18 protein-coding genes, 1 tRNA gene, 1 pseudogene and 1 riboswitch are annotated in these 25,932 nt (G+C 76.0%); of the genes and pseudogenes, 9 read left to right on the forward strand and 11 right to left on the reverse strand.

All coding sequences use genetic code 11. The annotated features are described in order from the left end of the window. Positions 1-36 precede the first annotated feature (36 nt). A riboswitch (cyclic di-AMP (ydaO/yuaA leader) is annotated at positions 37-193 on the forward strand. Between the two features lie 12 nt (positions 194-205). After that, entirely contained in the window at positions 206-1,063 is an 858-nt protein-coding gene (locus ACFXHB_RS26990; RefSeq protein WP_380577233.1) for a M23 family metallopeptidase, read from the forward strand. A gap of 54 nt (positions 1,064-1,117) precedes the next feature. On the opposite strand, the gene ACFXHB_RS26995 is transcribed toward ACFXHB_RS26990, so the two are convergent. After that, positions 1,118-2,107: a hypothetical protein gene (locus tag ACFXHB_RS26995; protein ID WP_380577234.1), complete on the reverse strand. Its 990-nt coding sequence runs from the start codon at positions 2,105-2,107 to the stop codon at positions 1,118-1,120. Between the two features lie 42 nt (positions 2,108-2,149). On the opposite strand from ACFXHB_RS26995, the gene ACFXHB_RS27000 reads away from it, so the two are divergent. The 3 genes from ACFXHB_RS27000 (at position 2,150) to ACFXHB_RS27010 (ending at position 4,390) form a co-directional block, all read left to right on the forward strand. Continuing rightward, positions 2,150-2,740, forward strand: a complete 591-nt coding sequence (locus ACFXHB_RS27000; protein ID WP_380577235.1) for a GNAT family N-acetyltransferase — start codon at positions 2,150-2,152, stop codon at positions 2,738-2,740. 108 nt (positions 2,741-2,848) lie between these two features. Beyond that, positions 2,849-3,562 (forward strand): sensor domain-containing protein, encoded by a 714-nt coding sequence (locus ACFXHB_RS27005; protein ID WP_380577236.1) that lies wholly within the window; start codon positions 2,849-2,851, stop codon positions 3,560-3,562. 75 nt (positions 3,563-3,637) lie between these two features. Then, entirely contained in the window at positions 3,638-4,390 is a 753-nt protein-coding gene (locus ACFXHB_RS27010) for a class I SAM-dependent methyltransferase (RefSeq protein WP_380577237.1), read from the forward strand. A 54-nt stretch (positions 4,391-4,444) separates the two neighbouring features. On the opposite strand, the gene ACFXHB_RS27015 is transcribed toward ACFXHB_RS27010, so the two are convergent. From ACFXHB_RS27015 to ACFXHB_RS27050, 8 genes are all read right to left on the reverse strand, one after another. After that, on the reverse strand, positions 4,445-5,485 hold the full coding sequence (locus ACFXHB_RS27015) for a hypothetical protein (protein WP_380577238.1): 1,041 nt from the start codon (positions 5,483-5,485) through the stop codon (positions 4,445-4,447). A gap of 463 nt (positions 5,486-5,948) precedes the next feature. Then, positions 5,949-6,137, reverse strand: a complete 189-nt coding sequence (locus ACFXHB_RS27020) for a hypothetical protein (protein WP_380577239.1) — start codon at positions 6,135-6,137, stop codon at positions 5,949-5,951. A 236-nt stretch (positions 6,138-6,373) separates the two neighbouring features. Continuing rightward, positions 6,374-6,447, reverse strand: a tRNA-Met gene (locus ACFXHB_RS27025). A gap of 50 nt (positions 6,448-6,497) precedes the next feature. Further along, complete coding sequence (locus ACFXHB_RS27030; RefSeq protein ID WP_380577240.1) at positions 6,498-7,781, reverse strand: PrsW family intramembrane metalloprotease; 1,284 nt, start codon at positions 7,779-7,781, stop codon at positions 6,498-6,500. 126 nt (positions 7,782-7,907) lie between these two features. Next, complete coding sequence (gene trmB, locus ACFXHB_RS27035; RefSeq protein WP_380577241.1) at positions 7,908-8,738, reverse strand: tRNA (guanosine(46)-N7)-methyltransferase TrmB; 831 nt, start codon at positions 8,736-8,738, stop codon at positions 7,908-7,910. A gap of 81 nt (positions 8,739-8,819) precedes the next feature. After that, on the reverse strand, positions 8,820-10,055 hold the full coding sequence (gene lhgO, locus ACFXHB_RS27040; RefSeq protein WP_380577242.1) for an L-2-hydroxyglutarate oxidase: 1,236 nt from the start codon (positions 10,053-10,055) through the stop codon (positions 8,820-8,822). A gap of 74 nt (positions 10,056-10,129) precedes the next feature. After that, on the reverse strand, positions 10,130-11,719 hold the full coding sequence (locus ACFXHB_RS27045; protein WP_380577243.1) for a TROVE domain-containing protein: 1,590 nt from the start codon (positions 11,717-11,719) through the stop codon (positions 10,130-10,132). Between the two features lie 541 nt (positions 11,720-12,260). Further along, positions 12,261-13,688, reverse strand: coding sequence for an MFS transporter (locus ACFXHB_RS27050; RefSeq protein ID WP_380577244.1), 1,428 nt, complete (start codon positions 13,686-13,688; stop codon positions 12,261-12,263). A 918-nt stretch (positions 13,689-14,606) separates the two neighbouring features. Between ACFXHB_RS27050 and ACFXHB_RS27055 the strand changes: the two genes are divergently transcribed. From ACFXHB_RS27055 to ACFXHB_RS27065, 3 genes are all read left to right on the forward strand, one after another. Next, positions 14,607-16,856, forward strand: a complete 2,250-nt coding sequence (locus ACFXHB_RS27055) for an asparagine synthase-related protein (RefSeq protein WP_380577245.1) — start codon at positions 14,607-14,609, stop codon at positions 16,854-16,856. Positions 16,857-16,961: 105 nt separating this feature from the next. Then, entirely contained in the window at positions 16,962-17,483 is a 522-nt protein-coding gene (locus ACFXHB_RS27060) for a universal stress protein (RefSeq protein ID WP_380577246.1), read from the forward strand. Positions 17,484-17,718: 235 nt separating this feature from the next. Continuing rightward, the gene (locus ACFXHB_RS27065) at positions 17,719-18,423 is read left to right on the forward strand and encodes a DsbA family oxidoreductase (protein ID WP_380577247.1); all 705 of its coding nucleotides are present in this window, start codon (positions 17,719-17,721) and stop codon (positions 18,421-18,423) included. Between the two features lie 48 nt (positions 18,424-18,471). On the opposite strand, the gene ACFXHB_RS27070 is transcribed toward ACFXHB_RS27065, so the two are convergent. After that, entirely contained in the window at positions 18,472-20,763 is a 2,292-nt protein-coding gene (locus ACFXHB_RS27070) for a sigma-70 family RNA polymerase sigma factor (protein WP_380577248.1), read from the reverse strand. A 334-nt stretch (positions 20,764-21,097) separates the two neighbouring features. Then, on the reverse strand, positions 21,098-22,018 hold the full coding sequence (locus tag ACFXHB_RS27075) for a TetR/AcrR family transcriptional regulator (RefSeq protein ID WP_380577249.1): 921 nt from the start codon (positions 22,016-22,018) through the stop codon (positions 21,098-21,100). 633 nt (positions 22,019-22,651) lie between these two features. On the opposite strand from ACFXHB_RS27075, the gene ACFXHB_RS27080 reads away from it, so the two are divergent. Then, positions 22,652-23,983 (forward strand): NAD(P)/FAD-dependent oxidoreductase, encoded by a 1,332-nt coding sequence (locus tag ACFXHB_RS27080; protein WP_380577252.1) that lies wholly within the window; start codon positions 22,652-22,654, stop codon positions 23,981-23,983. 144 nt (positions 23,984-24,127) lie between these two features. Next, positions 24,128-25,558, forward strand: a pseudogene (locus tag ACFXHB_RS27085) (PP2C family protein-serine/threonine phosphatase); the annotation flags it as partial. Between the last annotated feature and the right edge of the window lie 374 nt (positions 25,559-25,932).

Raw genomic sequence — 25,932 nt, forward strand, 5'->3', positions numbered from 1 at the left:
CGCAGCGCGGTCCGCAACGCCGTACCCAGACGGCACCGTGCGCCGTCGCCTAATCCCGCCGGCCGGCCTCCGGGCAGGCCAGGGAGCCGGGGAACCACGTTCCTTGGGGTGAATCGGCCGGGCCCGCCCAGCCGTAGGAGACCTTCCTGCTCCGAACCCGTCAGCTAACCCGGTAGGCGCGAAGGAAGGAAAGGAGCGCGCCTCCGTGGCGTCGTCGCACTCTCCGGCACACCTGCCCGGCTCCCCCGCCGGCACCCAGCTGCTCGACCACCCCTGGCCGCCCGCCCACCCGGGCGAGTTCGGCGGGCCCGCCGACGGCGGCCCGCAGGCCGCCGAGGCCAACCGGCACCGGATGCCCCGTCAGACCCGCGGCACCGCTCCGCTGCTCGGCGTCACCGCCGTCGCCGCCACCCTCGGCGCGACCGGTTTCGCCTCCGCCACCCCGGCCGCCGCCCCGGCCGTCGAGGCCCCGGACGAGACGCCGGTCGCGCTCTCCGCGGACCCGGGCCTCGCCCTCGCCGCCCGGATCCAGCTGCAGGCCGACAGCCAGCGCACCGCCGCCGAGGAGGGCGCCCGCCTCCAGGCCGCCAAGGAGGCCGAGGCCAAGCGCGCCGCCCAGCAGCAGGAGGCCAAGCTCGCCGCCGAGGCGGCCGAGAAGGCCAAGCTCGCCGCCATCAACCTGCCGGTGCGCGACTACGACCTCTCCGCCCACTACGGCCAGAGCGCCTCCTACTGGGCCCACCTGCACACCGGCCTGGACTTCGCCGCCGACACCGGCACCCCGGTGTACGCGGTCGGCCAGGGCACCATCACCTCGGCCGGCTGGGCCGGGTCGTACGGCTACCGGATCGTCGAGACGCTGCCCGACGGCACCGAGATCTGGTACTGCCACCTCTCCTCGATCATCAAGGGCTCCGGCAAGGTCGTCCCCGGCCAGCAGCTCGGCAAGGTCGGCGCGACCGGCAACGTGACCGGCCCGCACCTGCACCTGGAGGTCCGCCCCGGTGGCGGCGCCCCGGTCGACCCGGAGACCTGGTTCGAGCAGCGCGGCATCACCCCCTGACAGCACGCCACGGTGCCCCGGCCGTCACCACGACGGCCGGGGCACCGGCGTGTCTCAGACCCCTGGGGCGTCCCGGACCTCGGTCGCCCCGGTCCCGTCGGCCTCCTCGGCCTCCCAGGGCTCGACCCCCTCGTCGGCTGCGTCGTCGGCTGCGTCGTCGGGGGCTCCGTCGGGGGCTTCGGAGAGCTGCGCCAGGTACGCGTCGATCTCCTCCTGGCCCGGCTCCGGAGCCAGCTCCGGGAACTCCTCCACCAGCAGCCGGGGCAGCCCCGGTACCGTCCACTCGCCGGCCAGGTCCAGCGCCGCCTCCACGGCGGCCTCCTCGAACGCCCCGAAGTCCCCGGCCAGCTCGTCGGGCATCGGTCGGCCCAGCGCGGTCAGCTCCGCCAGGTTGCGGTAGCTGCGCCGCATCAGCCCCTGCTCCAGGAGCCGGCGGGCACCGTCGGTGGCCATCCCGACGCTGATCGCCCGGGCGTCGCCCCAGCCCCCGTCGTCCACCGCGTCCAGCTCGCCGGCCGCCTCCAACCCCTCGCACGCGGCGAGCCGGTCCTCCGGCGCCAGCTCCCGGAACGCCGTCAGCCAGCCCCGGACCGCCTCCAGGTCGGTGAGGTCCACGCCGTCCGCGCGCAGCAGCAGCGCGTACAGCCGGGGCCAGGTGACCAGATCGGCCCGGCGCAGCAGCCCGGCCGCCACCTCACCCTGCCACTCGGCCTCCGCGTGCAGCCGCTCCTGCCGCTTGGCGTTCAGCCGCTTCGCGGCCCGCTGGTGGTCGACCAGCAGCCGCACGGCCGCGCCGTACGCCAGCGGGTCCTCCTCCGGCGCGGGCTGGACGTACAGGTAGAGCCGCTCGTACAGCAACTGCTCCACGGCGTCCGAGGTCAGCTCCGGCCAGCCGTCGCGCATCCTGCCCTCGCCCAGCTCCAGCAGCGCCAGCACGGCCCGCACCGGCGCCTCGGCCACCGGTGGGTGGTCCTGCGTCCGCGCCCAGGCGAGCAGTTCGGCGGCTTTGGTGCGCGGGGCGAGCCGCAGGTCTTCTTCTTCCATGTCACGTAAGGTAACCGGAAAGCCCGGGTAGGGTCGGCAGGCATGGTCCCCGTCCGACTCACCGGCCCCCGCCTGGCCATCCGCGAGTTCCACCACGGCCCCGGCGACGTCGACGCCCTGTACGCGGTGTTCGGCGATCCGGAGGCCACCCGCCACCTCCCGTTCGAGCCGCGTGACCGCGAGGACTGCGCCGACCAGATCGAGCAGTACCTGGAGGAGGCGCTGCGGGACGAGCGGACCGTCTACCGGCTGGCCGTCACCCGCCGCACCGACGCGGACGACCCGGCCCGCGCCGTCCCGATCGGCAACGCCGCCCTCACCCTCGGCGGTCACCACTGCGCCGACCTCGGCTACGCGCTGCGCCCCGACACCTGGGGCAACGGCTACGCGGGCGAGCTCACCGCGCTGCTCTGCGACTTCGCCTTCGGCCCGCTCGGCCTGCACCGGCTGGCCGCCCGGGTGGACGTGGAGAACGCGGCCTCGATCAGGGTGCTCACCCGGGCCGGTTTCCGGCTGGAGGGCCGGATCCGCCACGACGTGCTGCTGCGCGGCGCCTGGCACGACTCCTTCCAGTACTCGCTGCTCGCCGACGAGTGGCCGTCCGGCGGCGGGCGGCCCCGAACGGGGGGTTAACCCCCCACCCGCTTCGCGGGGGAGCCGGATGTCCGCCCGGTCCGGGCTTTGACAGGGTGGAGAGGTCAGCCCGGCACACCACCGAGAAGCACCCGAGGACCGAGGGCCATGAGCAGCAGCCTCAGCACGCAGCGCAGTGAGTACGACCGCGACGACGCGGTACGGCGCACCGAGGAGCCGCCGTACGTGTGGCGGGCGCCGTTCTCGTCGTACTTCTACCGGGAACTCGGCTTCGCCCTCACCGGGCTGCCGGTCGCCCTCGTCGGGTTCGCGTTCGCCGTCGTCCTGTTCGCCTTCGGCCTCGGCACCCTCGTCACCGTGCTCGGCATGCCGGTGCTGGCCGCCCTGACCAGCGGGGCCCGGGGCTTCGGACGGCTGGAGCGGGCCCGGGCCCTCGGCCTGCTGGCCCTGGACGTGCCCGGCCCGAAGTCGGTCCGGGTGCGCCGGCCCGGCGGCTGGGGCGTGATCACCGCGCGGCTGGCGGACGCGGCGGGCTGGAAGGCCGTGCTCTACCAGGTGGTGATGTTCCCGTGGGCGGTCCTCAGCTTCGTGGTGTCGCTGACCTTCCTGCTGGTCGGCTGGGTGCTGGCGCTCTACCCGCTCTACCAGTGGGTCTACCCGACGTACGTCGGGTGGCCGGGCCTCAAGGTGTTCGACTACACCGACAGCCACGGCGTCGAGCACGTCCACTACATCGAGGGGCCGCTGCAGATCGCCGGGCTCTCGCTGCTGGGCTTCGTGTTCGTCCTGCTCACCCCGCAGCTGGTGCGCGGCCTGACCAACGTCAACCGGCTCGCCGTCCGGGGCCTGCTCGGCCGCTGAACGCCCGCGCCTTCGGCCCCGCCCGCACCGGACGCTCCGGGTGCGGGCGGGGCCGACCCGTGTTCCGATGGCCGAATGGCCGCCCGTACCGACCTCGCCGCCGACGTCCTGGTCACCTCCCGCCCGCTGGACGAGTACTGCGCGCTGTTCGACCTGACCAGGGCCTCGCTCGCGGCCCTCCCCGGCCCGGTGCTCGACTGCCCGGGCGGCGCCGCCGGTCTCGCCGCCGAGGCGCGCGAGCTGGGCTGCCGGGTGATCGCCACCGACCCGGCGTACGCGTGGCCGGCCCCCGAGCTCGCGGCCCGCGCGCTGGCCGCCCGGGCCGCCATGGCCGCCGCGATGGACGCCCGGCCCGACCTCTACCCGGCGCCCCACCACCGCCCGTACGACCGCTACCTGCGCAGCTGGGACCGGGCCCGCCGGCTGTTCGCCGCCGACTCCGCCGCCCACCCGCAGCAGTACGTGGCGGCCGCGCTGCCCCGGCTGCCGTTCGCGGACGACACCTTCGCGCTCACCCTCAGCGGGTTCCTGGTCTTCGCCTACCCGGAGCTCTTCGGCCCTGCCCAGCAGCTGGCGGCGCTGACCGAGCTGGTCCGGGTGACCGCCCCCGACGGCGAGGTCCGGGTGCACCCGCTGAACGACGGCGCGGGCCGCCGCTGCCGCCACCTCGACGGGCTGCGCCGCGCGCTGGGTGAGCGCCGGATCGCCAGCGAGGTCCGCCGGCTCCCGGCCGGTTCGGGGCGCCTCGGGCGGGTCCTCGTCCTGCGGGCCGCCGACCACCGTCCGAGGTCCGCCGGCGCGGGCTCGCTGCGGCCGGGCGGGCGGTAGTCGGCCCTCGCGCGGCCGCTCGGCCGGGCGGCGCTCCGCCGCCCGGCCGAGGGCCTAGGCCTGTTGCCGGTCCGGCCGCGGTCCGGCGGTCGGACCGGCCTGCAGCGGGAGGTCGACCTTCGGGGGGAGCGGGGCCGGTGCCTCCAGGCGGGACAGGATCTTCTCCGCCAGCCAGCTCCGGTCCGAGCCGTACGGGATGCCGTCCGCGGCCACCAGCCGGCCGGCCACCGCGTCGCGCAGGCGCCGCCCCTCCGCGGCCGGCAGCCGGGAGAGCAGGCCCCGGGCGGCCAGCAGCGCGTGGTACTGCTCGAAGCCGGAGCGCGGGTGCTCGATCGCGTCCAGCACGCTGGGCAGGTCGGCCAGGGCCGGATCGCCCTGCATCAGGGCGAGCGCCTGGATCCGCCGGTCCTCGTTGCCGTCCGCGAACAGCTCCCGGACCTGGTCCGAGGTGAGCGCCGAACGCCGGGCCGTCGACCGGACCTCGGCCAGTACGCTCTCCGGCCCGGTCGTCGCGTTCGACGGCAGCAGGCGGGCCGGGTCGTCGGCCCGGTCGGCGCTGCCGCCCAGCAGCCCCAGGTGCTGCATCGCCCGGACCCGCAGGTCGTCCGCGCCCACCTTGTCGCCCCGGCGGTCGCGGTCCTGGCCGGCCAGGAAGAGCTTGAGCGCCTGGTCGGCGTCGGAGAGCACCTGCGGCAGGGTCAGTCGCGTCACCAGCCAGCCGGCCAGGAAGCCGAGCACCAGGAAGTACAGGACCAGCGCGGCCGCGAACGGGGCCGCACCCTGCTCGCCGCCCAGGGCCGGGGCCAGCGCCGCGCCGAGCTGGTGCAGCCGCTCGCCGAGCGAGCCGAGCTGGGTCAGCCCGACGCCCAGCAGCACCTTGGTCAGCCAGTCGGAGACCTGCTCCAGATTGGTGTTCGGCACGTACGAGCCCTGCGGCTCACCGCCCGGGCCGCCGCGCACCCGGGGCACCCCGAACAGGAAGCCGAGCGCGCCGCCGAGGACGGCCGAGGCCCCGGACACCACCAGCCCACCGCCCAGCGCCTGCCAGCTGTGCTCCCGGCCGAGGGAGAACAGGAGCAGTCCCAGCGCCCCCACCCCCAACAGGGCCCCGACCGTTCCCCGCTGTGCCGTGCGCAAGGCCGTCGTGCCCCCGGCCCGCCGTGTCCTCGCCATCGCCCACCCCCTGTGGCCGTCCCGCTCCGCTCCGGAATCCGCGCCGACTCTAGCGCCGGAGCTCCCGGAGGCAAACGCCCCGGGCACCCGTCCGGGTGACCGGCCCCGCCGGAGGTCCGCTGCCGGGCCCGGCGCGCCGGCCCCGGAACAGCAGACAGCCCGTGGGCTGCTCCTCGGTGTCCGGCCTCGCGATGGCCGGGCGCCGAGGCACCGGGGATGTACCGGTGAGCCCACGGGCCGGGTGACTGCTTGGAATTCGCCTGCCGGAGGCATCGAGCCTCGTCCTGCGCAGGCAGGGGCGGCTCTAGCGAGCAGCCACCTCACGCATCCTGATGGAACTCAATTCAGGATCACCTCCCTTCAGTGTGCGGCTACCTTAGGCAGCTCATCCGAAGGAGGGCAACGGATTAAATCCGGGCCGTCGCGCGGGGTTCAGGCGGTCTTGAACTGGCCCTTGAACTTGGCCGAAGTCGGGCACGCCGTCGGCCGGCGGGGCCTGGACGGTGAGCGGCTTGTCGTAGTCGGTGAAGTCCATCCGGCCGGTGTCCTTGCCGGCGGTCTTCTCGATCCGCACCGGGTAGGGCTTGCCCTCGGTGGCGATGTGGATCGTCGACTCCTCGCCCTTCTCGTCCTTCGTCTTGAGGCTGAAGGTCTTCGCGCCGTTGACGGTGCCGGTCGAGCCCCGTCCGGGCGAACGGCTTCCGGGCCCGCGCGAGGTTCCGGAGTGCGGAGAAGGCGCCGGGAATGGACAAGGCGCCGGGCACGCGAAAGGCCCGGAGGAAGAATCCTCCGGGCCTTCGTGCTACTGAGTAGCGGGGACAGGATTTGAACCTGCGACCTCTGGGTTATGAGCCCAGCGAGCTACCGAGCTGCTCCACCCCGCGTCGGTGAACACAACAATACGGGGAAGTCGCCCGGATGGGAAATCGCTTCCTCACCGGGCCCCGGCAGGGGCGTGCGCCCGGCGCGCGGTCCTGGTCCTGGTCCAGGCCGCGAAGCAGACCAGGGCCGCGAAGCACGGCACCATCAGCACCGCGTACACCAGCAGGAAGCCGTGCGTGCCGAGGTCGGCGGCGGCGTTCCAGGTGCCGTGCAGCGCCATCGACAGCAGCAGTCCGGCCGGTGCGGCGAGTCTGGCCAGCCGGCGCCGGCCGGTGGTGAGCGTGATGGCCAGGCCGAGTCCGGTCAGCGCGGTGAACAGCGGATGGGCGAAGGGGGAGAGCAGGCCGCGCAGGACGAAGGTCTGCACGGTGCCGTCGAAGTCCCGCAGGCTGGGGGACTCCCCGAGACCGATGCTGTCCAGCCGCTGCTGCTGGTCGTCGGTGAAGGCCCGCCCCAGGTAGAGCGCGTTCTCGGTGAAGGCGAAGCCGCAGGCGGTGATCCCGCCGAGGACGACCCCGGCGGCCAGGGTGCGCGGGCGCGCCCGGGCCCGCGAGCGGTCGGGCGCCGGCGGGTGGGGCCGCAGGTACGGGAGCGGGCGCAGGTAGGGGCGCAGCCGCAGCCGGCCCCGGGCGTGCGGCAGGGCCGGCCGGCGGTCGTACCCGCGCGGCTGCCCGGGGCCGGGCAGCCGGCGCAGCACGCTCGCGCAGGGGCGGTCGGTGCGGTGGCCGTGACATCGGATCCGCCGGCCCAGCGGCAGCAGCAGGACGAGCAGGGCGGCGCCCTTGGCACTCTCCTCGATCACCGGGGTGACCAGGTCGGCGCCCAGCACCTCGCCCAGGCTGCCCTGGTGGGCCGTCAGGTAGGTGCTGGCCCAGCCGTTGGCCAGGATCGCGATGGTGGTCGCCGCGAAGGCGCCCCAGCCCAGGCAGAACACGCTGTGGCGCAGCGGCACCCGGGCGGTCTGGTTGAGCCAGGCGAGGCCGCCGAGCACGAAGGGCAGCGGGACGAGCGCCAGGCCGAGTCCGACCAGCAGTCCGGTGGTGCCGGTCTGGCGGCGGACCAGGTGGAGGATCAGCACGCCGCAGCCGGCGAGTGCCAGGACGGCGGTGGCGGTCACCGAGGAGAGCGCGGCCGGGCGGGCGGGGCGCCGGGCCGGTGCGGCGGCGACCGGCGGTGCGGGGTCGGGGGCGGGGGCGGGGGGCCAGGGCACGAGCCGATGGGCCCGGCGCCTCCTGGGCCCCGGGATGGCGCGGGTGCCGGCGGTGCGCGTGGGCGTCTCGCGGTCGCCGGCGGCCTGGACGGTGGTCCGGTACCCGCCGGCGGACGGGCTGCTCACCCGGCACAGGGTAGGCCACGGCACCGGCCCGTCGGGAGGACTCGGGACGAATCCCCTCCGGCGGGCCGGGGCGGTCGGGGGCGCGGGGTGAGCGCGGGGCCGCCGGGTCGAACGCCCGGCGGCGGCTCAGCGGCGGCGGAACAGCAGGTCGTGGACGACGTGGCCCTTGGCGATGCCGGCCCGTTCGAACTTGGTGACCGGCCGCCAGTCGGGCCGGGGCGCGTAGCCGGGGACGCTGCCGTCCGGGTGGTCGGCGGGCTCCAGCCAGCCGGTGCCGTCGCCCTCGGGGTGCAGGTTCTCCAGCTCGGGCGAGGCGGAGAGCACCGCCAGCATCTGCTCGGCGTACGGCTCCCAGTCGGTCGCGCAGTGCACCAGGGCGCCGGGCGCCAGCCGGGGCAGCACCAGCTCCAGGAAGGACGCCTGGACCAGCCGGCGCTTGTGGTGCTTCGGCTTGGGCCACGGGTCGGCGAAGTAGACCCGCAGACCGTTCAGCGAGGCGTCGGGCAGCATGTCGCGCAGCAGGATGACGGCGTCGCCGGCGGCCGGGCGGACGTTGCGCGAGCCGTCCCGGTCCAGCAGGCCGAGCAGGTTGCCGTGCCCCGGGGTGTGGACGTCGGCGGCGAGGATGCCCGTCGCCGGGTCGGCGGCGGCCATCGCGGCGGTGGTCTCGCCCATCCCGAAGCCGATCTCCAGGGTGACCGGCAGACCGCCGAAGAGCGTGTCCAGGTCCAGCGGGCTGCCGTCGATGGCGATGCCGTACGTCTCCCAGCCCCGGTCCAGCGCGCCCGCCTGGGCGTTGGTCATCCGGCCCCGGCGCGGCTGGAAGCTGCGAATGCGCCGCTCGCTGTGCTGGGCCTCGGTGGCCCGGTGCGGGTACATCGGCGCGGGGTAGCCGGCCGGCGCGGCGGAGAGCCGGGCGGACGGCGAGGGCTGGGGGATCGGGGCGGTGGCAGTCACAATCACCCGAGTCTACGGGGCCGCCCGGCGCGGTCCCCAGGGGCTGTGACGCACCCGACGCGGGTCCGGGGCCCCACCGGATCAGCCGCCCGCTTCGAGGGCGGCCAGCGCCCGGCGGGCCACCTCGCGGCCGATCGGCAGCGAGGCGGTGGCGGCGGGGGAGGGGGCGTTCAGCACGTGCACCAGGCGGCGGGTCGAGCGCGGGTCGTCCGGGTCGAAGCCGGCGAAGGCGAAGTCGTCCAGCAGCGTGCCGTCCCGGGCCACCGCCTGGGCCCGCACCCCGGCGGTGGCCGGCACCAGGTCCTCGGCGGTGACGGCCGGCAGCAACCGCCGGACGGCCGTGGTGAACGCCCGCTTGGAGAGCGATCGGCGCAGCTCGCCGAGTTCGTAGCGCCAGTGCCGGCGGGCGATCCGCCAGGTACCGGGGAAGGCGAGCGTCCCGGCCAGGTCGCGCGGGCCGACGGTGCGCCAGTCGTAGCCCTCGCGGGCCAGCGCGGGCACCGCGTTCGGGCCGACGTGCACCTCGCCGTGGATGCCCCGGGTCAGGTGCACGCCGAGGAAGGGGAAGGCCGGGTCGGGCACGGGGTAGACCAGGCCGCGCACCAGGTCCCGGCGTTCCGCGGCGAGTTCGTAGTACTCGCCGCGGAACGGCACGATCCGCACGCCGGGATCGTCGCCGGCCAGCCGGGCGATCCGGTCGCTGTGCAGGCCCGCGCAGTTCACCAGGACCTGGGCGCGCAGCTCGCCGGCGGAGGTCTGCACGGTCACGCCGTCGGCCCGGCGGGCGACCGCCCGCAGCTCGGTGCCGGTGCGCAGCTCCGCGCCCGCCTCGCGGGCCAGCCGGGCGTAGGCGGCGGCCACGGCGGGGAAGTCGCAGATGCCGGTGGTGCCGACGTGCAGCCCGGCGATGCCGGTGACCCGCGGCTCGTGGGCCGTGATGCCGGACCGGTCCAGCTCGGCCACCGGGATGCCGTTCGCCCGGCCGCGTTCGGCGAGGGTCCGCAGCCGGGGCAGCTCGGCCGGGTCGGTGGCCACGATCAGCTTGCCGGTCACCTCGTGGGGGATGGCGTGGGCGCGGCAGAACTCCACCATCTCGGCGGCGCCCGCGACGGCGTAGCGGGCCTTGAGCGATCCGGGGCGGTAGTAGACGCCGCTGTGGATGACCCCGCTGTTGCGGCCGGTCTGGTGGGCGGCGAAGCCGGGTTCCTTCTCCAGCAGCGCCAGCCGCAGCCCGGGGCGGGCCCGGGTCAGCGCGTACGCCGTGGAGAGCCCGACGATCCCGCCGCCCACCACCAGCACGTCGAAGTCGTACGCCACCGCTCGCTCCTCGTTCGGCCCGCCCCCGCCCGCCGCCGATGCTGCCACGGCGGGCGGTGCCGGTCGAGGGTGCCTCAGCGGCCCTGCGCCGCCGCCCAGGGCCAGGTCGAGTCACGGCCCGACTCCAGCAGGGGGATCAGCCGGAACGCGGCGTCGCCCAGCCCGCCGAAGGTGTGCCGGTACGCCGATCCGCTGGGCCCGTGGCCGGTGGCGTAGCCGGCCAGGTTCCAGGTGTAGACGGGCACCCGGGCCGGGACGGCGGCCAACGGGTCGCGGTTCCGGCCGTCGGGGCCGGTCTGCTCGTCGGTGACCACGACGACCCGGTCGTGGCCGCGGTAGTGGGTGCGGATCGCGGCGGCGGTGTCGGTGCCGCCGAGGTCGCCGAAGCGCCCCAGGACGCGCAGCACCGCCTCGCCCCTGCCCACCTCGACGACCCGGCTGGTGGTGCCGAACTCGACCAGGTCCGCGTCGGCGGCCCGGACCTTCAGGGCGGTGCCGAAGATCGCGGCCGAGTCGGCCCGGTTGAGCTCGGTCCGCTCGCTCGGGCGGTCGAACATCGAGCCCGAGCGGTCGACCAGGATCAGCGTCCGGCCGGGCAGCGCGGGCACGTTGGCGAGCGAGTGGGAGAGCGCGGTCTCCAGCGCGTGCCCCCAGCGCAGCGACGGCGCGTGCCGGTGCGCGGCGAGGTAGCGGAACGGGAACTGGCGGGAGCGGTGCACCTCGTCACGGTCGGCGATCCTGCGGCAGACCTCGGCCGCGACCTCGTCCGAGATCCCGGCCCGGTCGAAGTTGCGAAGGTTGCGCACCAGCGCCATCGGGCCCATGGTCGGGACGACCGCCTCCCAGACGGCCGCGTCCAGCGGTCCCTGGAGCCAACCGGCCAGTGCCTCCCAGGTCAGTCCCGCCGCGGCCAGCCGCTCGGCGCCGCCCTCGGCGGTGACCGCCGCCCGCCGCTGCTCGACGGGCAGCGCGAGCAGCTCGCGGTTGGCGGTGAGCAGCCGGTCGCCGGCCGGCGGGACGGCCTCGTCCGGCCGGTGCCGGCGGTCCAGTGCGTAGCGGAACAGCTCGCCCTGCCACGGCTTGGCCGGATCGGGCGAGGGGTGGGTCAGTTCCAGTACGTCGCCGAAGCGGTAGCCCTTGGCGGCGGTGTCGTACTTGAGCAGCGCGCGGCCGTGGTAGAGCCGGCGGACGGCGTCCGCGATGCCGCGCTTGAGCGGCTTCGGCAGCGCACGGCCGTAGCGGGTCGTCCAGTAGGCGAGCAGCTCGCCGGGCTCGTCCGCGCGCTGGAGGGCGGCGTCCACGGCCTGCCGGGAGAAGCCGGGCGCCGCCGCCTCCAGCCGGGCACGGGTGAACTCGGCGGCGCCGACCAGCGCGGCCGTGCGCAGGTGGGCGTCCGACCGCAGCCAGCGCAGCAGGCCGAGGGTCCACCGCGGGTCGGCGACGGCGAGTTCGCGCACCAGCGCGGTGTAGCGGTCGTCCCGGGCGCCGCCCTGTTCGTGGAACGTGTCCTGGCCGACCAGGTTGGCGACCGCCAGCAGGAACAGTTCGGACTTCGCGTCGCGCAGGAATCCGGTGCCGCCGTTGTGGTTGGCGGCGCGCGCGCCGGTGGTGGTCACGGGCGAGTTCGGACTGGGCTTGGTGGTACGGGTGTTGAAACGCGACATGGTGAGATCCCCCTGCTGGCTGGTGGAACGCGCAGGAGGCACGGCGAAGGAAGGGGTGCCCGAGATCACGCCGGCCCGGCGGCCGGCCTCGGCGGAGGTGTATGCCTTGTGCTCTGTCCGATTGAGCTAGCGGCCGCGTACGGCACGCCCGGGATTCGAACCCGGAACCGCAAGATCCGAAGTAACCCCCGCCTGCGCACCGGGCACCCCGGCGCTCTGCCTCCCGAGATCAAGGTGGGCGGCGGTCGATGGAACTCAGCTTCAACGCGCCCCACTGGGGGCACTCGACCGAAGTAACCGCTGCCGTCGCACCGGGAGGTGCGGAAAACCTATTCAGGAATGTGGTGTCCGGAGATCGAAGGCGGCTGAGGTGACGAAGCTGCTCTACCGACTGAGCTACACCGGCCCGAAAGCCGGTGACGGGACTCGAACCCGCGACCCGCCCATTAACAGTGGAAGTAACCTCTGCCTGCGCACCTGGACGAGAGAGACCATAGCCAGGCCCCTCCCGCCGGTGCATCCGAATTACCGCGGGGATCCGCTAGGCCGGGGCGACGATCACCGCGCGGGCCCGCTCCGTCAGTTCCCTGACCCGGCGCTCCCCCTGGAAGGGTTCGAGACGGCGGAGCATCTCGACCACGTACTCGCGGCTGCGCTGCGAGGAGATCCGGCCGGCGACCTCGACCGCCCGTTCGCCGGCCGCGACCGCCGCGTCCAGGTTGCCCGCCTCGGCCTCGGCCATCGCGGAGACCACCAGTCGCAGCCCGTGCGAGCGGACGAACCCCTCGGTGGGCCGGGCCAGCGCCTCCCGGGTGAACTGGCGGACCTTGGAGGGCACTCCGAGGTCGCGGAAGCACTCGGCGGCGTCGGCGGCGAGGCGGTCGTAGGCGTAGAAGTCGATCCACGCCGGATCGGGGTCCCCGGCGCGCGCCCGCTCCAGCGCGCTCTCCGCGGCGCCGAGCGCCGTCGCACACGCCGCGGCGTTGCGGGCCTTGGCCTGGGCCCGGGCCTCGACCAGGTGGAAGAAGCTCATGGTGCGGGCCGTGGCCAGCCCGCGGTTGCGTTCCAGCGCGGCCTGGGCGAGGTCGACCGCCTCCTCGGCGAAGCCCCGGTAGCCGGCCTGCAGGCTCATCGAGGCCAGCACATAGCCGCCGAGCGGCACGTCGGCGCCCGCCCGGGCGAGTCGCAGCGCCTGGATGTAGTACCGCTGGGCGGCCTCGTGCTGACCGGTGTCGAAGGCCATCCACCCGGCCAGCCGGGTGAGTTCGGCCGTCGCGCCGAACAGCGCCCGGCCCACCGCGTCGCTGTAGGAGGCCAGCAGGAGCGGAGCCGCCTCCACCCGCAGACACTCCGGCACCATCGAGGAACGCCAGTCCCCGCCACCGTACTTGGAGTCCCAGCGGCGGGCCTCCTGGGCGGCCTCGCGGAGCTTGGCGGCGTCCGAGTGGCCGACCCGGTACGAGCCCGCCTCGGCGGGCGCGCGCGGCGCCTCGCGGGCCACCGAGCCGTCCGCCGGGTTGATCAGCCAGCGGGAGACCGGCGTCGCGTACGCGGCGACCGAGAAGGTGCCGGCCAGGCTGTCGCTCCAGCGGCCGCCGCCGGGGCCGCGCCGCAGATCGAGGTCGACCCGCCACAGGTCGGTGGCCGAGCGGACCGCTTCGGAGACCTCGCGCGGGAAGGCCAGGCCCAGTTCGGGCGCCGGGTCGGTGTCGCCGAGGCCGATCTCCTCCAGGGGTACCGGCCGACCGAGCTTGCCACCGATCGCGGTGGCGATCAGGTGCGGCACCGGGCCCTGCGGGACCATGCCCTTGCTGACCCAGCGGGCCACCGAGGTCTTGTCGTAGCGCAGCGTCAACCCCCGTTGGGCGCCGAGGTCGTTGACCCGGCGGGCCAGGCCGGCGTTGCTGATCTGGGCGAGGGTCAGGAGCGTGCCGAGCCGTTCGTTCGGTCCTCGTGGGCTGACGGTCATGGTGGCGGCGGCACCTCCTGCGGCCTTGTGCGCGGGGCCCGGGCGGCACCGGGCCGTAGCTGCTGTACCTAGAGTAGTCGGACGCGTTCCGAGGGTTAAGAGGCCGCATTCCGGATGGCGGGATCGCGCGCCCGGCGGCCGGTGGTGGGCGGTCCCGCGGGGGCCGGGCCGACCGCTCGGAAGTGGCCGGAGGCGATCGGGCCGGCCTCCGCCGGAGCCTCGTGCTCCGGTCCCGTGTCGATGTGCGCCCGGCCGTGCCCCCTGGCCCGACCGGCTGGTCGGCGATTCGCTGGTGGTCGTGGGTCGGCCCGCCGTCGAGGACCCGGCGGGCCGGGGGATGCCGCCGTCTCCATCCCCGCGGACGGTGGCGAAGTCCGGGAGGGCATGCGGATGCCCTCCCGGGCCGGACGGCGCCTTTCGGCCATGTCGCGATGGCCATGACAAGGGCGGCGCAAGGGCGGTCCGGGCCGGGGAGGGGGAGGCCCGGCCCGCCCGGTCGGACGGTGACCGTCCGGCGGTTCCGCGCGTCGGCGCGCGGCGTGCCGTCGCGGGCGGGGCGTCCGGCCGGGACCGCGCGGGCGTGGCGCCGAGACGTGACCCCGCGGCCGTGCCCCCGAGGGCCGGTTCGCGGTCGGACCCGTCGGGAGGGTGCTGCCGGGCGGCGGTGTGCCCGGCCGTCGCGACCGCCGGGCCGGGGCGGTTCCGCCGCACCCGCCGCCGGGTCGGCGAGTCGCCCGGTCGCCGGGTGGCGAATCGGAAACGACAACTCCGGTCACGGGACGCGCGAGCGGTGGCACGATGTCTCCTGACGGCGCGCCCGATCGCGGCGGCCGGCCGCCGCGGCACGCCACGGGCCGGCCGGAGCTGCCCGGCGGAGGACGCGCCGCGCGGTGCAGGTCCTCGTCCGGTGGAGGCGCGATGCGGTGGCTGACGGGCTGGAGCACGGGTGCGCCCCGAGCGGGCGCCCCGGCGCACGAGGCGCCCGGCGCGGTGGCGCCGATCGCCGCGCGCCCCCTCTGGACCGGGCCCAGTCCGCTCTGGGCGGTCGGCGACTGGCGGCCCGAGGAGATCCGGCTGGTCACCCTGCGCCCCGGCGCCCCCGCCGTGGTCACCACCGGCCCCGCCGCACCCGACCAGGTCGAGGACACGCCCGCGACCACCCGGCTCGCCGTCCTCGGCCACTGCGGCGCCTCCGACGCCGAGCTCGCCGCCGGCCTGGCCGCCGCCCGTGGCGGTGCCGTCCGCCACCTCACCACCTGGCCCGGCAGCTACACCGTCGTCCTGCGCACCGGCACCCGGTCGACCGCGCTGCTCACCGACCTGGCCGGTGCCCAGCCCGTCTTCCACACCCCGTGGGGCGACGGCACCGCGTACGCCACCGCCGCGCTCCCGCTCGCCGACCTGGTCGGCGCGCCCCTGGACACCGGCCACCTGGCCGCCCGGCTCGCCTGCCCGGAGTCGCCGGAGGCGCTCGGCACCGGCACCCCGTACCTCGGCGTGCAGCGGGTGCCGCCCGGCCACACGCTGGCCATCCGCGGCGGCCGCCCCTACCTCGCGACGTACGACGAGCCCGGCGGGGAGACACGGTCGCGCGGCGAGGCACCGGCCGTCCGGGAACTCACCCGCGCGCTGCTGGAGTCCGTACGCTCCCGGGTCCGCACCCCGGGCTCCGGGGCCGCCGACGCGGGCCGGGCCCGGCTGGGGGTCGACCTCTCGTACGGGACGGCCTCGGCCACCGTCGCGCTGCTCGCCGCCGCCGTCCCGCCGGCGCCCGTCACCGCCTCCGCGCCCGCCTCCGCGCCCGTCACCCCGCCCGTCACCGCCACCGCGCCCGTGTCCGCGCCCGGCGGCGGGGAACCGGTCGCGGCGCGGGCCGGGGGCATCGGAGCCCGTCCGGCGTCCGGATCCGGCGGGCCGGCCAGGAACGGCGCGGTCAAGGGCTCCTGGGTCCGGACGGCCGGTCCGGGCCGGCCCGCCCCCGAGCAACTGGCCGCCGTCACCCTCGGCGAGACCGAGGGCCCGGCCACCCCGGCGCTCGCTCCCGCCACCCCCCGGCTGCGGCACACCGTGCTCGCCCCCGGCCCCGACACCCTCCCCTACGCCGAGCTGCGGTCCGACCCGCGGACCGGCCGTCTCACCGACGAGCCCGGGCCCGAACTGATCGCCGCCGGTGGCGCCGAGGCCCGCTTCGACGCCGGCGGCACCGACCACCTCACCGGCTACGGCGCCCGCCAGGTGCTCGACGGGCACCCGGCGCGGCTGGCCGACCTCGTCCGGGCCGGCCGGCCGCGCGAACTGCTGCCCCCGGTCGCCGCCCTGGCCGGCGCCGACCGGGCGACGGCGGGCGTCCTGGCGGGTGCGCTGCGCACCCCGCTCACCGTGGTCCGCGCGGCACACCGGCTCTCCCGGATCCGGTACGCCGACGCTCTCGACGACGCCGCCGTACGGCTGACGCTCCGGCAGGTACCGGACGGCAGTGGCACGGCGGGCGCCCGCTCGGCCGACGACCTGGCCTGGTGCGTGCCCGGACCGGCGGCCCGCTGGCTTTCCGACGACGCGCTCTCCGCGGTCGCGCTGCGGCTGCGCCTGGCGGCGCGCGAGCCGGCGCCCGCCGAGCCGCCGGGCGTGCGTCGGGCCCGGTACGCCCTGCATCGGCACGCACGCGGGTTCCGCACCCTGGTGCACGCCGCCGAGCAGCCGGGCCAGCGGCTGCACGCGCCGTTCCTGGACAACCAGGTGGTGCGCGCGGCCCGGCTGCTGCCCGACGACATCCGGCTCCAGCCCGGAGCCCGGCACGCCCTGCTGCACGCCGTCCTCACCGGCGCCGGCCGCACCGACCTGCCGTCCGACTGGGGCCGCGGCCCCCGCCCCGACCGCACCGCCCCCGCCCGGGCGGGCCTGCGGCTCGCCGCCGACGGCATCGCCGAACTGTTCGACGCCCCGTTGCTCGCCGAGGCGGGGCTGATCGACCTGCCCGCCGTCCGGGCCGGCCTCGCCCGCTCCGCCGATCCGGCGGCCCCGCTCGCGCCGGGCACCCTGGCGGGCCTCGCCGAGCTGGTCTCCGTCGAGCTCTGGCTCCGCCGGGTCCGCGCCCGCCGCCACGGCGCCTGCTGGACCGGTCTGCCGCTCGCCCGTCGTACCGCGCTCCCCGCCGCCCGCTTCGCCTGACCGGCCCGATCGGGTGCGGGGCGGCCGGCTCGGCGCGGCTCGACGGCCCGGTCCCCCGGGCGGGCGATCATGACGCCATCCCGTCCCGTTCCCGTGGAGGCCGTGGTGACCAGCGCCAGCCCGGATCCGTCCGTCCCCGTCGTGCTCTCGGTGCTCGGCCGGCCGCCGACGGGCGGCCCGCCCGGGGTGCTGGCCGCGTGCGACGGTTCGGACGGCTCGCTCTGGGCGCTGGACCGGGCGATGACCGAGGCCGAGCGGTTCGAGCTGCCGCTGTACGTGCTCGCGGTGGTCAACCCGGCGCCCGCCGGGTACCCGCCGGGGATGGCCGAGCTGGTGCAGGAGAGCGTCGAGACCCTGGTCGAGAGCATGGCGGACGGCCTGCGCCGCGCGGTGGCCGCGGTGCAGCGGGCCCGGATCCGCCCGTACCGGGGGGAGCTGTCGCTGCACGTGGTGCTCGGCAATGTGATCGAGGTGCTGCTCGCCGCCTCGGCCCGGCAGCACACGCTGGTGCTCGGCACCAGGGGCAACGGGGGCTTCGGCCGGCTCCTGCTGGGCTCGGTCGGCTCGGCCGCCGTCCATCACGCGGCCTGCCCGGTCCTGATCGTGCCCGCACCGCCGGGTCGCTGACCGCACCGCCGGGTCGCTGACCGCGCCCCCGGGTCGCTGACCGCTTCGCCGGATCGGTCCGCCGGTTCAGGGCGCTCGTACAAAGCCTCACGCTGGGCCGGTGCGCCGTGCGCCGGAGCGCGCTGCCCCCGGACCAGCGGGTGCCAGGTCACGGGCGCGCCGGGAATGTCCCGAGATGGTTCACCGTTCACCTATCTCGGAACCCCATCCTCCCCACCCCTGGAGAACCCCCGCCATGAAGGTCGAGATCTACTCCGACATCGCCTGCCCCTGGTGCTACATCGGCAAGCGCCGCTTCGAGCAGGCGCTCGACGGCTTCGCGGGCAAGGAGAACGTCGAGGTGGTCTACCGGCCCTACCAGCTGGTGCCGGACGCCCCGGCCACCGCGAGCCCGCACCGCGCCTGGCTGGCCGAGCGCTACGGCCCGCAGTCCGTCGAGATGGACGCCCGGGTGGCCGACCTGGGCCGCGCCGAGGGCATCAGCTACGACTTCGACGCCGCACTGCACGCCAACACCTTCCTCGGGCACCGGCTGCTCCACCTCGCCGAGACCGAGTACGGCGCGGCGGCGCAGGGCCGGCTCAAGGAGGCGCTGCTCAAGGCCCACTTCAGCGACGGGGTGGACGTCGGCGACCGGGCCGCGCTGACCGAGGTGGCCGCGGCCGTCGGCCTGGACCGCGACCGGGTGGCGGCCTACCTCGCCGGCGACGAGGGCGTCGCGGAGGTCGGCGCGCAGCTGGCCGAGGCCCGCGAACTGGGGATCACCGCCGTGCCGACCTTCGTCTTCGAGGGCAAGTGGGCCGTCCAGGGCGGCCAGGAGGCCGAGACCTTCCGGAAGGTGCTGGAGCAGGTCGCCGACGAGATCGGCGAGCGCCGGGCCGCGCCGGTGCCGGTCGTCCCGGCCGGCGAGGCCTGCGCGGACGGCTCCTGCGCGATCTGACCCGACCGCGCCCGCCGGCCCGTGCGGCCGGACCTCCCGAAGCCCGCTTCAGACACACCTGAAGCGGGCTTCGGCCCAGTCGGCCACGTTCAGCGCCGACCAGATGCCGTGGGCCGGGGTGACCACCAGTCGGATCGACTTCTGCCCGGCCAAGGACACCCGCACCCGCACCGCGTCGTCGCCGGCCGCCAGGGTGGGTGACCGCCACAGGGTGCGGCCGTCGCCGCCCTGCACCGAGAAGACCACGCCGCCGACCGAGGCGGTGAGGTCGTCCACCCCGGCCACCGCGTCGAAGGACGTGCAGACGCGGTTGAGGTCGATGAGCGTGGTCGCCGGCGCGTGCACGGTGATGCCGTGGGTTTGGCGGGTGCCGTCGATCGAGACGCTGTCACGCTGCCAGAACCAGTCGCTGCCCTGCTGCCGGATGCTCGGGCCGGGTGGTGGCACCCGGTTGTTGCCGGGCTTCAGGACGGGCAGGTCGTCGGCCCAGAAGTCGGTCGGGGCGGGCGGCGTGACCGTCGGGGTCGGCACCGGCGGGACCGTCGGGGTCGGCAGGACCGGCACCTCGGGCGTCGGCACCGCGGGCGCCGTCGGGGTCGGTACCTCGGGCACCGGCGGCACCGCGGGCCTGGTCGGCCGCGTCGAGGGGGTGGCCGTCGGCGTCGGCGCGGGCGGCGCCGGGGAGGACGCGGGCGGGCTGCTCGGCGCGGGCGGCGGCACGGCCTTGGGCGCCGGGCGCGGTGTGGCGGACGGCGACGGCGAGGGGGAGGGCGTGGCCGAGGGGCTCGGCACGGGCTCCTCCACCGCGACCGGGTCGGGGGTGCTCGGCGCCGCGCTCGGCACGGGTGCCACCGGCGGCGGCGCGGGCACGGCGGGGGAGGAGGCCGGCGGCGCGGCCAGCGGGGGCTTCGGCTCGGGCGAGCCGGTCAGCGCGTAGGCGGCGACGGCGGCCGCGGCCACCGCGACGGCGGCGGCGATCCCGGCCTTGGCCGCCAGGCCCAGGCCCTCGCCCGCCGCCGCGCCGGCACCACCGCTCCCGCCCGCCGCGCCGCCCGCGGAGCCCGCCGCCGCGCCGGCGGCGGAACCGGCCGTCGAACCCGCTGCCGCCCCGGCCGTCGCACCCGTCGTCCCGGTGGCCGCGCCGCCCGAGACGGCGGCCGCCGTTCCGGCCGCCGCACCGCCGACCGCCGCCGCGCCGCCCACGGCGGCAGCGGCGGCACCGAAGCCGCCGACCCCGATCCAGACCAGCACGCCGCCGGGCAGCAGCGCCCGCAGACCGTGGTTGATCTCGGAGAGTTCCAGGCAGGCGGCCGTACACCGGTCGCACTCCTGCAGGTGCCGGCCGACCTCCGCCGACGCCCGCTTGCGCAGCGACCCGCGCGCGTAGGCACCGAGCCGGGTCGCGTACGCCTCGCAGGCCCGGGCCTGGCTGCCCGAGACGTGCGCCTGGAGGAAGGCCGCGGCCAGCCGGTCGCGGGCCCGGTGCGCCTGGACGGCGGTGGCGTTGGCCGTCTTGCCGAGCATCACCGCGACGGTCTTGGGGGACTCCCGCTCGACCTCGGTGTGCCAGAGCACCATCCGGTCGTCCTCGGGCAGTTCGGCGTAGGCCTGCATCACCATGCGCTGGTCGGCCATCGCCATCGCCCAGGCGTCGGCCCCCGGGTCGGCCAGGTCGAGATCGACGGTGGCGGCCGAGGTCTGCGCGAACGTGCTGAAGTCGTCGACGAGTTGCTCGCGCCGCTCGCTGCGGGTCCAGGCGGCGGCGACGTTGCGGACGGCCGTCAGCAGATAGGCGCGGACGGCGAACTCCGGCCCCTTGCCCGCCTTCAGCGCCTGCAGGGTGCGGGCGAACACCTCACCGGCCAGGTCCTCGGCGGTGAAGCTGTCCCGGCAGCAGGTCCGCGCGTAACGGCGCACCGAGTCGGCGTGCCGGCGGTAGATCTCCTCGTACGCGGTGTCGTCGCCGGCCCGGACCCGGGCGGTCAACTCGGCGTCGGAGGCCGGGCGTTCGCCGTCCACCGGGTCGGCGGGGGCCGGTACGGTCGGCCGGGCGGGGGAGCGGCTGCCGACGAAGGCCTCGGGGGCCACCCCGCCCCGGCCGGCCGGGGCCTGGCCGGGAACCCGGGTGGGCGGGAGCGCGTCGGAGGCGGAGAGCGTCTCGCGGCTGGGCATCCCGGCCTGGTCGGGTACCTGCCCCGAGGCACTCGGCAGCGGGCCGGGAAGGTGCTCCGGCGCACCGGGCGACCCGTCCGGGCCACCCGTCCCGCTGTTCGGTCCGCCCGCTCCGGAGCGGCCGAAGTCGAGGCCGTAGCCGTAGTCGTTCTGTTCCTCGGCGCTCACAACGGACCCCAGATTCCACGACAGCCCCCGTGGTGCGGCGGAGCGCATGGGAGCGCGTGAGCGCACGGGTCCCCGCTGTACGGCGCCGAGGGCGCGCGAACGGCGCGCATCGGGACATTGACTCCAACCACGGGCAAAGGATGGCATAGCGCAGAGTTGGGCGGTAGCCGGACCGCCGTGACCCACTCTTCCGAGGGGCCGTCGCGGATCTGTTCGGCCCGGCCCGGTGAGCCGGTGCGGCGGCGGCCGCACCGGGCGCCTGGCCCGGCCGCGCGCGCCGGGCCGATCCCAACTCCCGGGCCGGCGCGGGACGGCAGCCGCCCGCACGGGGCGATCAGCGGGCCCGGAGACCGTCCAACAGGATCCGCAGCAACCGGTCGGCCGGCCCTTCGACAGGTTGACCGTCCGTCTGCTGACCACCCGGCGCCGGGAACGAACCGCCGAACGCGGCGGACACCGGCGCCGTGTACGGGTCGGCCCCCGGCGCGGTGCGCGCCGCGTGCACCGGCACCGAGGCGGTCAGCACCAGCACCACGTCCGCGACCGTGACCCCCGGCCGCAGCTCCCCGGCCGCGCCGGCGCGGGCCACCAGGGCGGCGAGCAGCTGCAGCAGCAACCGCGGGTCCGCGTCGCCGGCGGGTTCGCCGGCGCCGTCCGGCAGCGGCCCGCCGTGGCGCGGCTCGAACCGAGCACCGAGGAGGGCACCCGCCCCGGCCGGATCGATCACGCGCTGCTCGGGCACCCGGCCCAGCTCCTCCGCGTACCGGAACGCCTCCGGCGGCAGCAGCCGCCCGGCCCCCGTGCTCACCGCCCGGGCCAGATAGCCGGCCAGCGACTCCCAGGCACCGCCGCCGCCGTACAGCGACTCGCGCGCCTGTGTCGTCAGCCAGGCCACCTCCTCGGCGGCGATCCGCTGGACCAGCACCTCCTTACTCGGGAAGCGGCGGTACACCGTGCCCACCCCGACCCCGGCCCGGCGCGCGACCTCCTCCATCGGCGCGCCGTAGCCGAACTCGCCGAACACCTCGCGGGCCGCGCGCAGCACGCTCTCCAGGTTCCGCCGGGCGTCCACCCGCAGCCGGGCGCCGGACACCGGCCCGGTGCCGCCCTGCGGCGGCTCGGCCGGGTAGGGGATCGCCGCGTACGCCACCCCGGCCTGCGGTGGCAGGTCCGCGGGGCCGCGTTGCTCCGGCACCACGCCCTGGCCGATGCGCGGTACCGCCGCCCGGCCCAACAGTCGCTCCTGCTCCATCATCCCAACTCTCCCCCGCAGGTGCCCGATCCCGGACCCTGCCGTCGCCCGCCCCTGCACCCCCCGGTGCAGCTCCGTCTGTCAGAAATGACCCGATGACCCATCGCTCGTTGCCGGTTGTGTCGTTCGCCGCGCCCGGGTGGCGCCTGACCCCACCCGCCCGACCGCACGCGCACGGCCACGCGGACTCCGCCACGGGCCGGTGCCACCGGGCCGGGGTCGCGCATCCGGCCCTGAGCGTCGGCACCGTACGGGGCCTCGTCCGGGAACTACCCTTCCCCGGAACACCGTCCCGCAGTCGGGTTGTCGAGCCAACACTGGAACAGGCCGTAATGGCCGCTCCACGGTGCGTCGCCGCCAGTTGTCATGGCGATGGCTGCCCCGATGCACAATCCGACCATAGTTCACGGCCGTTCGAAGCCGAAAGTGCGTCAGAAACTCACCCCGACAGCACATCTGGCCCCACCGGGCAACTCCCGCCCCAACCGACCCGGCACGGACTGTGGACAAGAGGCCCCCCGACGGTCCTTCATTGAGGGCGTGGTGGGGGGTACCCCCGGCCGAGGGCCGGGGGAAGGTCGCATCGGCAGGAGGTTCGCCATCAGAATTCTGATCGTCGGCGGCGGCTGCGCCGGGATGTCCGCGGCGCTGCACCTCCAGCGCGGCCTGCGCGAGCGGCTGCGCCGGGGCGAGGCGGAGATCACCGTGGTCGAACCGCAGCCCTACCTGACGTACCACCCGCTGCTCGCGGAGGTCGCGGCCGGCTCGATCGACCCCCGCCACGTGGTCGTCCCGCTGCGCCGGACGCTGCCGGAGTGCCGGGTGCTCACCGCCCGGATCACCCGGATCGAGCACGCCACCCGCCGCGCCTGGGCCGACGCCGCCGCGCACGGTGAACCGCCCGCGCCGGTCGAGCTCGACTACGACGTCCTGGTGGTGGCCCCCGGCTCGGTGTCCCGGACGGCGCCCGTCCCGGGGCTGGCCGAGCACGGCCTCGGCTTCTCCACCGTCGGGGAGGCGGTGGGCCTTCGCAACCACGTCCTGGAGCAGCTCGACCTCGCCTCCGCCACCCGGGACCCGGCCCTGCGCCAGGCCGCGCTCACCTTCGTCTTCGTCGGGGCCGGCTACGCGGGGGTCGGCGCGCTCGCCGAACTGGAGGACATGGCCCGGACCGCGGTCCGCGGCTACCACAACATCAGCCCCGAGGACCTGCGCTGGGTGCTGGTCGAGGCCACCGACCGGATCCTCGCCGAGGAGTCGCCCGAGCTGGCCGCGCACACGCTGGCCCAGCTGCGCGAGCGCAGCGTGGACGTCCGGCTGCGCACCAGGCTGGAGTCGGCGGCCGGCCGGGTCACGGTGCTCTCCGACGGCAGCCGCTTCGCCGCCCGGACCCTGGTCTGGACGGCCGGGGTGCGCCCGTCCCCGTTGCTGCGCGACACCGACCTGCCGCTGGACACCACCGGCCGGATCCGCTGTCTGGCCACCCTCCAGGCGGTCGGCCCCGACGGACGGGCGCTGCCCGGGGTCTGGGCCGCCGGGGACTGCGCTGCCGTCCCCGACCCGCACGCGGACGGGGCACCCTGCGCCCCCAACGCGCAGCACGCCTTCGCCCAGGCCGAGCTGCTCGCCGCCAACGTCCTCGTCGCCCTGGAGGGCGGCCCCCGCGCCGAGGGCATCGTCGAGTACCGACCGGACCGCGCCGCCTGCTCGACCTCGCTGGGCCTGGGACGTGCCGTCGCCCACACGAGTCGCGGCGGGCGACTCACCGGCCGGCGCGCCTGGTGGCTGCACCGGGCCCGGCACCTGCGCCGGCTGCCGAGCGCCGACCGGCGGGTGCGGGTGCTGATGGACTGGGTGCTGGGCGGCCTGTTCTCCCGGGAGGTGGTCTCGCTCGGGACGCTGGAGCACCCCCGATCGGAGTTCGAGGCGGGGTTCGGCACCGGGGTCACGGACGACCGGCCGACCTGACGGCGCGCCGCCGGCAGTCCCGCTGTGACCGACAAGACGGCCGCGCCTGGCGCGCGCGACTTCCGGAATCGGGCCTCCGCCTGACAGGATCGGCCCGACCGAGTCATTACCCGGTGTGCCAGTCCGCACACAAAAAGTGATGATATGCCTGGAAAACGAGGAAGCGGCCGTCGTTTGAACCTCATGCGCTGGAGCGCCCGGCTCACCGGAGCCCCCTGGCGGACCGCCCCACCGACCGGGAGCGGCACCGACCAGGGCGCGCCGACCGGCGACGGCGTCGTGGTCCCCAGCCCCCGCGACCCCACCAGCCTCGTCAGCCCGACCGAGGTGCTCGACCCGCAGCGGCCCCAGGACCTGCGCGAGGTGCTGAACCGCATCCCCGCCCCGGTCGCCGTCACCTACGGCCCGCTGCACCAGCTCGGCTACGCCAACCGCGCCTACCGCGAGCTCTTCGGCGACCGACCCACCGGTCTGCCCGCCTGCGAGGCGCTGCCGGAGCTCGGCACCATGGGCGTCCTGCCCCTGATGGACCAGGTCATCCGCGGCGGCAGCCCGCGCAGCGTCAAGGCCCGCTGCATCCTCGGGCTCACCGGCAACCGCTACTACAACGTCTCCTGCGTCCCGCTCAGCCGCCACGAGAGCCGGGCCGAGACCCTGGCGGAGAGCCGGGCCGAGGGCCGCCGCGAGAACCGGGGAGAGGTCCGGGGCGAGTCGGGGGAGACCGAGGGCGCGCGGGACGCGCTGCCCGCCGGCGTCCTCATCTTCGCCGCGGAGGTCACCGACCAGGTGCTCGCCGCCACCCGTCTGCGCGAGGCCGAACGCCGCCAGCGCGAGGCCGCCGTCACCCTCCAGCGCAGCCTGCTCCCCCAGAAGCTCGACCAGCCCGCCGACCTCCGGGTGGCCGCCACCTACCAGCCCGGTGGGGTCGAGGCCGCGGTCGGCGGCGACTGGTACGACGTCATCGCCGTCGACGGTGGCCGCACCGCGCTGGTCATCGGCGACGTCATGGGACGCGGCCTGCGCGCCGCCGCCGTGATGGGCCAGCTCCGCACCGCCGTCCGGGCCTACGCCCGGCTCGACCTGCCGCCGCACGAGGTGATGCGCCTGCTGGACGGCCTCGCGATGGAGATCGACGCCAACCAGATCGCCACCTGCACCTACGCCGTCTGGGACCCCGCCCGCCACGCGCTCACCTACGCCTCCGCCGGCCACCTGCCGATGCTGCTGCGCTGCCCCGACGGCACCGTGCTGCGCAGCGAGGAACAGAACGGCCCGCCCCTGGGCACCGGCGGCGGCGTCCATGTCTCCCACACCCTGCGACTGCTCCCCGGCACCACCGGTGTCCTCTATACGGATGGACTGGTCGAGCGGCGGGACGAGGACATCGACCAGGGCCTCGACCTGCTCGCCCGTACCCTGGCCGGCGCCGCCGGCGCTCCCGAGGTGATCTGCGCCCGCCTGCTCAGGGCCATGGGCGTCACGTCGGACCACGATGACGACGTCGCCGTCCTGACCTTCCAGCTGCCGGTCGACGAGGGGCTCCCGGCCCTCCCGGACCCAGGGCCGGCACTTGACTCGCCTCCCTGACAGGTCTAGTGTTCTTCGAGCTGCCTGGCTGGGAGCACCGGACACGTATCTACGCGGACGGTCCCGGGGCGGCCAATCCCTGAAACACCACTTTCCGGTTCGGACCGGGCTGTGCTTTGTCATTTTGACGGTGCGGCTCAGGCCTTATTCGTGATGCCTGTTTATATGGGTTGCGGTCGGATTCGCCTTTCAGGGCGGGGATCGGCTAGAGTTTGAAACGTCGGACGGGGCGTCAAGCCGCAGAAGACATCAGCGAGTTGGATGAGAGAAGCGCCGGAAACGGCACGGAGAACATCTGATAAGCTGGGAACACGAAAGAACGAAGCGCCCGGAGGGCCCGCTGGAAGGCGGTCCGAAGGAAG

The sequence above is a fragment of the Kitasatospora sp. NPDC059327 genome (assembly GCF_042752535.1).
Taxonomy (GTDB): Bacteria; Actinomycetota; Actinomycetes; order Streptomycetales; family Streptomycetaceae; genus Kitasatospora.